Origin of the sequence: Kitasatospora sp. NPDC059803 (genome assembly GCF_042732255.1) — a bacterium.
In the GTDB taxonomy this organism is placed as follows: domain Bacteria; phylum Actinomycetota; class Actinomycetes; order Streptomycetales; family Streptomycetaceae; genus Kitasatospora.
The window spans coordinates 2731-11827 of the sequence record NZ_JBHWIJ010000274.1 but is presented as its reverse complement, the minus strand read 5'-3'; the positions used below and the strand labels follow the sequence as shown (position 1 = coordinate 11827).

General features: G+C 75.8%; 5 protein-coding genes. All 5 read right to left on the bottom strand.

The features are described from left to right. Positions 1-189 precede the first annotated feature (189 nt). The 5 genes from ACFV6I_RS31540 to ACFV6I_RS31520 all read right to left on the bottom strand — a co-directional run bounded on the left by ACFV6I_RS31540 (position 190) and on the right by ACFV6I_RS31520 (position 8916). On the bottom strand, positions 190-1569 hold the full coding sequence (locus ACFV6I_RS31540; RefSeq protein ID WP_380428973.1) for a serine hydrolase domain-containing protein: 1380 nt from the start codon (positions 1567-1569) through the stop codon (positions 190-192). 245 nt (positions 1570-1814) lie between these two features. Then, a complete protein-coding gene (locus ACFV6I_RS31535) occupies positions 1815-3179 on the bottom strand; it encodes a M1 family metallopeptidase (protein ID WP_079135337.1) in 1365 nt (454 codons plus the stop codon). After that, a complete protein-coding gene (locus ACFV6I_RS31530) occupies positions 3176-7132 on the bottom strand; it encodes a Pls/PosA family non-ribosomal peptide synthetase (protein WP_380428970.1) in 3957 nt (1318 codons plus the stop codon). Before ACFV6I_RS31530 ends, ACFV6I_RS31535 begins: the two co-directional genes overlap by 4 nt. A gap of 438 nt (positions 7133-7570) precedes the next feature. Continuing rightward, the gene (locus tag ACFV6I_RS31525; protein ID WP_380428968.1) at positions 7571-8437 is read right to left on the bottom strand and encodes an NmrA family NAD(P)-binding protein; all 867 of its coding nucleotides are present in this window, start codon (positions 8435-8437) and stop codon (positions 7571-7573) included. Then, positions 8434-8916: a hypothetical protein gene (locus ACFV6I_RS31520; protein ID WP_380428965.1), complete on the bottom strand. Its 483-nt coding sequence runs from the start codon at positions 8914-8916 to the stop codon at positions 8434-8436. Before ACFV6I_RS31520 ends, ACFV6I_RS31525 begins: the two co-directional genes overlap by 4 nt. Between the last annotated feature and the right edge of the window lie 181 nt (positions 8917-9097).

Below are 9097 nucleotides of genomic sequence, written 5' to 3'. Positions count from 1 at the left end.
TCGCCCCCCCCCCGCCGCGCCCGCGCCGCGGGGGGCGCGGGGGGGGCGCGCGCGGGGGGGCGCCCCCGCGGCGCGCGCGCCCCCCCCCCCCCGGCCACTCTCTCCGGGGATTCCCCCGGAACTCCCGCGGACGGGTGCGATGTTGTGCGCGACCGGCGTGCCCCGAGCAGGGCGCGCCCCCGGCAGGTCCTAGAAGGCCTGCCAGCCCTTCGGGTCGACGTCGCCCGGGATGACGGGCGCGGGGCCGTAGGGTTCGCGGGTGAGGACGAAGGAGCCGAGGTCCAGGTGGCTGACCGTGCCGTCGGCCGCCCGGACCACCCGCAGGGTCTCGCCCGTGTAGTAGTCGTCCAGTCCCGTCCAGGTGCCGTCCGGCTCGGCGCGGAAGCGGGAGCTGCGGGCTCCGCCGGTGAGCGAGGTCAGTTCGAGGCCGCGGTCGGCCCGCAGCCGCAGGGCCTGCGCCGAAGTGCCCCAGTACCAGGGGCCGGTGAGGGCCAGCAGCTCCTCGTCGACCTCGGGCAGCGGGCGCCAGGGCTCGGGCAGCCGGGGCTCGTGCTCGGCGGTCAGCGTGATCAACTGGGTGGCCACCAGGGTGGTGCCGGCGCCGGTGGTGGCGTTGGACAGGGCGATCGCGGCCAGGCCGTCCTCGTCGCTGACCCACAGTGCGGCGGTGAAGCCGGGCATCGAGCCGGTGTGGCCGTACAGCACCCGGCCTTCGTGGCGGCGCAGTTGCAGGCCGAGGCCGTATCCGGTGGTCCAGGTCGTGTTGTCGGGGCCGGTGGCGGGCCGGCGCATCTCGGCGAGCGAGTCGGCGGCGAGCACCTTGTCGTCCCCGGCGGCGAGGAAGGCCGCCCAGCGGGCCAGGTCGGCGACGGTGGACCAGAGTTGGCCGGCCGGGCCCATCAGGCCGGTGTCGGTGAGCGGCTCCGGCAGCATGACGTCGGCCCACGGGTGGACGGCGAAGCCTCCGGCGTGCGGGTGCTCGGGCAGCAGGGTGGTGCGGTCCATGCCGAGCGGCGCCAGCACCTCGCGTCGCAGCACCTCGCCCCAGGGCTCGCCGCGCAGCCGCTCGACCAGCGCGCCGAGCAGCGCGTAGCCGGGGTTGGAGTAGTGGTGGAGGCGCCCGGCCGGGTGCTTGATCGCGGCGCCGGGCTCCAGCAGGTCGTCCAGTCCGGGTCGCAGGGAGCCGTCGGTCCGCTCCCACCAGGGCCCGGGCGTCTCGGCGGCGAGTCCGGCGGTGTGGGCGAGCAGTTGCGCGATGGTCGCGCCGTCGGCCGGGGTGCCGGGCAGGTGGCGGGCGAGTGGGTCGGCGAGGTCGAGCAGGCCCTCGTCGCGCAGCCGCAGCACCAGCACGGCGACGAAGGTCTTGGTGAGCGAGCCGATCCGGTACTGGACGTCGGGGGTCGGCGCGTGTCCGTCGATCATGCTGCGGGCGCCGCTCCAGACCAGCCGGCCGTCCCGGACCACTCCGGCGGCCAGGGAGGGCGTGCGCCCTTCGGCCTGGGCGACGGCGATCCGGTGCAGCAGGGCGCGGCGGGTGGTCGGCAGCAGTTCGTCGGACTGATCGGTCATCTGATCCTCTGAATCCTTCGGCGCGGTCCGGCGGGGGAGGCCCGTCGGTGTGGTCTGCCACGAGGTCCGCCGGCGAGACCGTCGGTGAGGTCCGCAGGCGGGGGCCGCCGGTCAACACGGACGGGCGACAGACGAACCCAACCTAGCCAGGCCGCTCCGAAGGATCCACCCGTTATCTCCGCAAACGCCCCGCGATCGCGCCGCGAATGCCCCGTGAACGCCCCGCGATGTCGTCGCCGGGCCGGTCAGCCCGGCAGCGGCGGGAGTTCGGGCCGCTGCAGCCAGGCCTCGAAGACCGGGGCCAGCGGGGCGGTCGTGTAGCGGGAGGCGTGCGCGAGCAGGTCGGCGGTGCCGACGACGCCGTGCCGGTGGACGCTCGTCCAGTCCCGCAGCATCGCGAAGAAGGCGTCCTCGCCCAGCGCCCGCCGCAGCGCGTGCACGGCCAGGCCGCCGCGCTGGTACAGCCGGTCGTCGAACATCAGCCTGCGGCCCGGGTCGGCGAGCCTGAGGTCCTGCGGGAGCCCGGCCAGCAGGCCGTGCGCGGCGGCGGCGTGGGTGGCCGCGGCCGGGCCGCCGGCGTGCTCGGACCACAGCCACTCGGCGTACTTGGCGAAGCCCTCGTTGAGCCAGATGTGCCGCCAGTCGGCGATCGTCACGCTGTTGCCGAACCACTGGTGCGCCAGCTCGTGGGCGATCAGCCGCTCGCGTTGCCAGCCGCCGCCGAGGTGGTTCGTCCCGAAGGTGGCGACGCCCTGCGCCTCCACCGGGACGTCCAGTTCCTCGTCCGCGACGACCACCGCGTACTCGCCGAACGGGTACGGCCCGAACACCTCGTCGAAGTACGCCATCATCTCCGGCTGCCGGCCGAAGTCCCGGGTGAACGCGGGGACCAGCCGCTCCGGCACGTAGCCGGTCTGCGGCACGGCCGGGCGGGCCGCCAGCGGCACCGGCCGGTAGTGGCCGATCGACACCGTCACCAGGTACGGCGAGGTCGGCGCGCTCTGCTCGTACACCCAGGTGGTGCTGGACGCCCGGGTGGTGCGGGTCAGCAGCCGGCCGCTCGCCAGCACGGTGAACGGGGACGGCGTGGTGATCGCGATCTGGTACGTCGCCTTGTCGGCGGGCCGGTCGTTGCACGGGAACCAGGACGGCGCGCCGATCGGCTGGCTGGCGACCAGCGAGCCGTCGGTGAGCTCCTCCCAACCCAGGCCGCCCCACGGGCTGCGCACCGGGCGGGGGTTGCCGGTGTAGTGCACCTCGACGGTGAACGCCGCCCCCGCCGCCAGCGCCCTGGCCGGGCGGATCCGCAGCTTGCCGGCGCGGTGGGTGTAGCGGGCGGCCTTGCCGTCGACCAGCACCCGCCCGATCCGGAACTCGGCCAGGTCCAGCGCGAACTCGGCCAGCGCCGCGTCCGCCACGGCGCTCAGCCGGGCCGAGGCCGCCAGCCGGTTCGGCCCGGGCCGGTAGTCCAGCGCGAGCTCGTAGCGGTGGACCCGGTAGCGGTGGTCGCCGCTGGCCGGGAAGTACGGGTCGGGGGCACCGGCGGCCGCCGGGACGTGCTTGGGCTTCACGGGGGCGGGCACTTCCTGCGGGCCGGGACGGGTGGTCATGGCGTGGGCTGCCACGCCTCGATGGGGTTGCCCAGCCACCGCGTGTCGGCGGGGACGGACTCGGCGCGCATCACCAGCGAGGCCGGGCCCAGCGTGCTGCGCGCGCCCACCGTGCTGCCGGGCAGCACGATGCCGCCCGGGCCCAGGGTGGCGCCCTCGCGGAGGACCACAGTATCCATCCGCATGATCCGGTCGTGGAAGAGGTGCGTCTGCACCACGCAGCCCCGGTTGACGGTGACGCCGTCCCCGAGGGTGACCAGGTCCGCCTCCGGCAGCCAGTAGCTCTCGCACCAGACGCCGCGGCCGACGCGCGCGCCGAGCGCCCGCAGCCAGAGGTTCAGCACCGGCGTGCCCGGCACCGCGCCGACCAGCCACGGCACCGCCAGCACCTCGACGAAGGTGTCCGCGAGCTCGTTGCGCCACACGAAGCTGCTCCACAGCGGGTGCTCCACCGCCCGGAACCGGCCGACCAGCAGCCACTTCGCCGCCACCGCGACCAGGCAGGCCACCGCGCCGGCGCCCAGCAGCACCAGGCCCGAGAGCAGCGCGGCCACGCCCGCCGGCCAGGAGACGGACAGCCGGGACAGCACCGCGACGGTCAGCATGCCGAGCGCCCCCGAGGCGAGCACCGGCAGCAGCCGGGCCAGCTCGACCAGTCCGCGCGCCCAGAGCAGCCGGGCCGGCGGCTCGTAGGTCAGGCTCTGGTCGGCCTCGTCCGCCGCGCGCGGCAGCCGCATCGGCGGCATGCCCAGGTACGAGCCGCCCTTCTTGGCCTTCTCCGGCGTCGCCGACAGCACGCCCACCAGGCCCCGCTTGGGCACCGCCCGCCCCGGCGCGGTCATTCCCGAGTTCCCGAGGAACGCCCGCTCGCCGACCTTCGCCTCGCCGAGCCGCACCCAGCCGCCGCCCAGCTCGTACGGCGCGATCAGGGTGTCGTCGGCCAGGAACGCGCCGTCGCCGACGGTGGTCAGGCTGGGCAGCGCCAGCACTGTGGACACCTCCGCGCCCCGGCCGACCCTCATCCCGAGCGCCCGCAGCCACAGCGGCGTGACCAGTCCCGCGTACAGCGGGAACAGCACCTCCCGGGCCCGGTCCATCAGCTGGGTGACGGTCCACGCCTGCCAGCCGACCCGGCCGTGCAGCGGGTGCACCCCGGGGACCAGACCGCGGCTCAGCAACCGGACGGCGGCCACCAGCTGCGCCGCGTACACCGCGCCGTACGCCAGGGTGGCGGGCAGCAGGCCGAGCAGCGCGCCGCCGAGCGTCGCACCGAGGTCGTCGCCCTGGTGGACGAATCCGGCGAGGACCGCGAGCGCGGCCAGCGCGGGCGCCACCGGGAGCAGGCCGAGCGCCGTGCCGCTGGCGCCGTAGAGCGCGGCCCAGAACGCCCGGTGCGGCGGGCGCTCCTTGGGCCACGCCCGCTCGACGCGGCCCAGCTTGACGGCGGGCGCGCCGCCCCAGCGCTGGCCGGTCGGCACCTGCCCGGTGACGCTGGAGCCGGGCAGCACCTGGGCGCGCTTGCCGACCCGGGCGCCGGGCAGCAGGGTCGAGCGGGTGCCGACCACGGCGCCGGAGCCGACCTTGACCTGGCCGACCTCCAGCCGGTCGCCGTCCAGCCAGTAGCCGCACAGGTCCACCTCGGCTTCGACGGCGCAGCCCCGGCCCAGCTTCAGCATCCCGGTGATCGGCGGCAGCGAGTGCAGGTCCACCTCGGGCCCGACCTTGGCACCCAGCGCCCGGGCGTAGCGGACCAGCCAGGCGCCGGACAGTGCGGTGGCGCCGCTGAGCTCGGCGAGCCGCTCGGCGGTCCAGAGCCGCAGGTGGATGGCGCCGCCGCGCGGATGGCTGCCCGGGCGCAGGCCGCGCAGCAGCAGCCGGGCGCCGCCGGCCGCGATCGCCAGCCGGCCCGCCGGGGTGTACAGCGCCAGGGCGCCCGCGCCGACCGCCCACCAGGAGGCAGTGGGCGCCCACGGGTAGTCGCCGAGGTGGGAGAGCAGGTTGTCGGCGGCCAGCAGGGCGACCGTCCAGCGCAGGCCGACCACGGTGAACAGCGGGATCAGCAGGAGCAGCTGGAGCAGCTTGGCCCTGGTCGGCACCAGGGCGACGGTGCGGGCCTGGCCGCCCTGGGCGGCGGTGCGCTCCAGGTGCCGGGCGAGCTTGCGCAGCGTCGGGTGCTGGTAGACGTCCAGCACGGCGGCGTTCGGGTAGCGGGTGCGCAGCAGCGTGGTGAGCCGGGCGGCGGCCAGGCTGCCGCCGCCGATGCCGAAGAAGTCGTCGCGCGGGCCGCTCACCGTCACACCGAGGATCTCGGCCCACTGCTCGGCCAGCCAGGCCTCGGTGCCGTACAGCTGCTCGCTCGGCCCGGCGTTCTCCAGCTCGGGCAGCGGCCAGGGCAGGGCGGCCCGGTCGACCTTGCCGGAGGTGCGGGTGGGCAGGGTGTCGACCGGCGCGAGCAGCGGCACCAGGGCGGCCGGCAACTCGGCGCGCAGCCGTTCGACGGACTGCCCGCGGTCGAAGCCGTCCTGGACGACCAGGTAGCCGACCAGCAGCTGGTTGCCGCCGCGCGCGGTGCGGACGGCGGCGGCCGCGCCCGCCACGCCGGGCAGGGCCTGGAGCGCCGCGTCGACCTCGCCGAGTTCGATCCGGCGGCCGCCGAGCTTGATCTGCTCGTCGGTGCGGCCGAGGAACAGCAGGCCGGCCGGGTCGGCCTGGACCAGGTCGCCGCTGCGGTACGCGCGCTCCCAGCCGAGCGAGGCCAGCGGCGCGTACTTCTCGGCGTCCTTCTCCGGGTCGAGGTAGCGGGCCAGGCCGACCCCGCCGATCACCAGCTGGCCGGTGCCGCCGGGCGCGACCGGCTCGCCGGCCTCGTCGACCACGGCGAGGTCCCAGCCGTCCAGCGGCAGGCCGATCCGGACCGGGCCGTCGCCGGTCAGCAGCGCGGCGCAGGCGACCACGGTGGCCTCGGTGGGGCCGTAGGTGTTCCAGACCTCGCGGCCCTCGGTGACCAGCCGCTGCACCAGCTCCGGCGGGCAGGCCTCGCCGCCGAAGATCAGCAGCCGCACCTCGTTGAGCGCCTCGGCCGGCCAGAGCGCGGCCAGCGTCGGGACGGTGGAGACCACGGTGATCTCCTGCTCCGCCAGCCAGGGGCCGAGGTCGGCGCCGCTGCGCACCTGGGAGCGGGGGACGGGCACCAGGCAGGCGCCGTGGCGCCAGGCCAGCCACATCTCCTCGCAGGAGGCGTCGAAGGCCACCGACAGGCCGGCCATCACCCGGTCGCCGGGGCCGATCGGCTCGTCCTGGAGGAAGAGCGCCGCCTCGGCGTCGACGAAGGCGGCGGCGTTGCGGTGGGTGACGGCCACGCCCTTGGGGCGGCCGGTGGAGCCGGAGGTGAAGATGATCCAGGCGTCGTCGGTCGGCGCGGGGCGGGGGCGGTGGTCCGCGGCCGCCTCGCCGGGGTGGGGCACCGGGCGTTCGCGGTGGACGGTCAGCGCGCGGTCGGCGCCGAGCACCGCGGCGACGCCGGCCTCCCCGAAGACCAGCTGGGCGCGCTCGTCGGGGTCCTCGGCGTCGACCGGCACGTAGGCGGCGCCGGCGGCGAGCACCGCGAGGATCGAGACGTACAGGTCGTTGGTGCCCGAGGGCACCCGCACGCCCACCCGGTCGCCAGGGCCGATCCCGGCGGCGGCCAGCCGGCGGCGCAGCTGCTCGACCTCGGCGGCCAGGGCGCGGTAGCCGAGCACGGTGCGCCCGTCGTCCAGGGCCGGCTCGTCGGGGTGGTCGCGGACGGTGGCGTCCAGGACGTCGACCAGGGTGCGCGGTGCGGCGGCCGGACGGCCCGGGAAGAGGGCCTGCGGCGGTGCGGCATGGGGTGGCGTGGCTTGGGGCTGAGTGGCTCGGGGTGGTGTGGCCTGGGGCGACGTGGGGGACTGCTCCGTGCTCGGTTCAGCTGTCATGGCAGCCCGTACGCTCCTCGTCCTCGCCCCGTTCCGACTGATGCCCGGCCCTTCGGGGCGGTGGGAGCACTCGCCTGACGGGGTGACCCCACTCCGGGGCCGGAGCGGACAACCCGACTGATGGTAGCCCCGGGTGCGAGGCGCCGTACGGCCCGACACCTGGCCCAACTAGGCCGGAAATGGCCTGAGCTGACGTTGTGTCAGTCAACAACTGGATAGGCGTGGAAGTCATGTGACTGGATGTCAGTCGAATTGACGGATCGTCAGGACGAATTCTCGATCGTGATCCACGCCACAGGGAATGCTGCTCCCTTCGGGTGGCGGGCCCGGCTTCCCGGCCCGGTTCCGGCCTGGCAGCCGGGCCCGCCATGGTGTCGGAGCGCTGTCCGAGAGGCGCCCGAATGACGCCCGGGTGGTGCCCGAGTGGCGCCCGAACGGTCAGCGGAAGCGGTGCAGGTGCTCCCGGAGGAACGCCTCCAGGGTGCGCGGGGCGTGCCCGGTGAGGTGGGTGAGGGTGTCGTCGGGCGCCTCCCGGCGGACCACCGCGAGCTGCTGGATCTCCACCACGTGGGAGGCCAGCCAGGGCGGCATCCCGGCCCGCTCGACCAGATGGGCGTGCAGCCCGGCCGGGGGCAGGTCGAGGTAGCGGACCGGGCGGCCGAGCAACTCGCCGAGCAGCCCGGTGAGCTCCGGGTAGCTGTACGCCCGGCCGCCGGTGAGCGGATACGTTCCGCCGGCGAGCTCCGGGCGGGTGAGCACCCCGGCCGCGGCGTCGCCGATGTCCCGGGCGTCGACGTAGTTGCAGCGGGCCTGGCCCAGGGCGCCGTGCACCACCCCGGCGGCGGCGATGCCGGGTGCCAGCAGCAACAGCTTCTGCATGAATGCGTACGGCCGCAGCACCGTCCCGGTGACGCCGGACGCGCGCAGGCGCTCCTCGATCAGGTGGTGGCCGCGCGAGACGGCCACGGGGGAGTCCGGTTCGGCTGCGGGTGCGGAGATCTTGACGATGTGCTCCACGCCGCTCTCGACCGCCGCGTCGATCGCGGCCAGCTCGTGCTGGACCTGCTGCGGGCCGTTGGCCATGGTGAGGAAGAGCTGGTGTGCGCCGCGGAAGGCCGCGCGCAGCGAGTCCGGGTCGGCGGCGTCGGCCGGGAGCGTCTCGGTCAGTGCGAGGGTCCGGTCGTCGAGTCCGGCCGCGAGGCGGGCGGGGTCGCGGCTGAGTGAGCGGCTCGGTGCACCGAGGGCGGCGAGGCTGCGCAGGGTGGCACCGCCGGTGGCGCCTCCGGCGCCCATGACGACGATCATGAGGTCTGTCCTTCCGGTCGGGTGGAGAGTCGGTGCTGCGGGGATCGGGGCCGGCGGCTGCCGCGCCAGCGCCAGGTGATCACGGTGGCCGCGATCGCCGACGAGACCGGCAGGTCGATCGGAAGGCGGCCGGGCCAGGGGCTGGTGGCGAGCCCGTGGATCTGCGGCAGCCAGTGCGCGGCCGCGAGGCCGACGGCGAGTGCGACGGCCGCGGCGGCCAGGCCGAGTGCGGGGGCCAGCAGGGCGTGCGGTGCCCGGCCGCCCGGGGAGCGGTTGGACCGGCGCCGCAGGGCGGAGCCGACCAGGGTGGCGACGACGGCCGAGGTGCCGCCGATCGTGGTGGCCGCGGCGATCATCAGCTGCGGCTGGTGCGTGACGGCCCCGCCGAGGCCGGCCATCACGGCGGGCATCGCGTAGGCGACGAGGACCTCCCGCCACAGGGTGAAGGGGGGTGGTGCGCCGGGTGCTTTCTTGCTCATGGGCCTCTCCTGCGGAGGTGCTGGGGTGAAAGTGATTAGGTGGCTAACTATTTGTGCTTAGGTGCCTAACTATTGGGTCGTGAAGTCGGGGGGGGGGCGGGGGGTGGCCGGCCCCGGCAAGCCCCCCCAAGCACGCCGACGACCGCGCCCGCCGCCCCCCCCCCCCCCCCCCCCCCGGTCG

Bases quoted from the DNA above. Each gene is read 5' to 3' on its own strand.
- ACFV6I_RS31540 (WP_380428973.1), bottom strand. From the start codon at position 1,569: ATGACCGATCAGTCCGACGAACTGCTGCCGACCACCCGCCGCGCCCTG.
- ACFV6I_RS31535 (WP_079135337.1), bottom strand. From the start codon at position 3,179: ATGACCACCCGTCCCGGCCCGCAGGAAGTGCCCGCCCCCGTGAAGCCC.
- ACFV6I_RS31530 (WP_380428970.1), bottom strand. From the start codon at position 7,132: ATGACAGCTGAACCGAGCACGGAGCAGTCCCCCACGTCGCCCCAGGCC.
- ACFV6I_RS31525 (WP_380428968.1), bottom strand. From the start codon at position 8,437: ATGATCGTCGTCATGGGCGCCGGAGGCGCCACCGGCGGTGCCACCCTG.
- ACFV6I_RS31520 (WP_380428965.1), bottom strand. From the start codon at position 8,916: ATGAGCAAGAAAGCACCCGGCGCACCACCCCCCTTCACCCTGTGGCGG.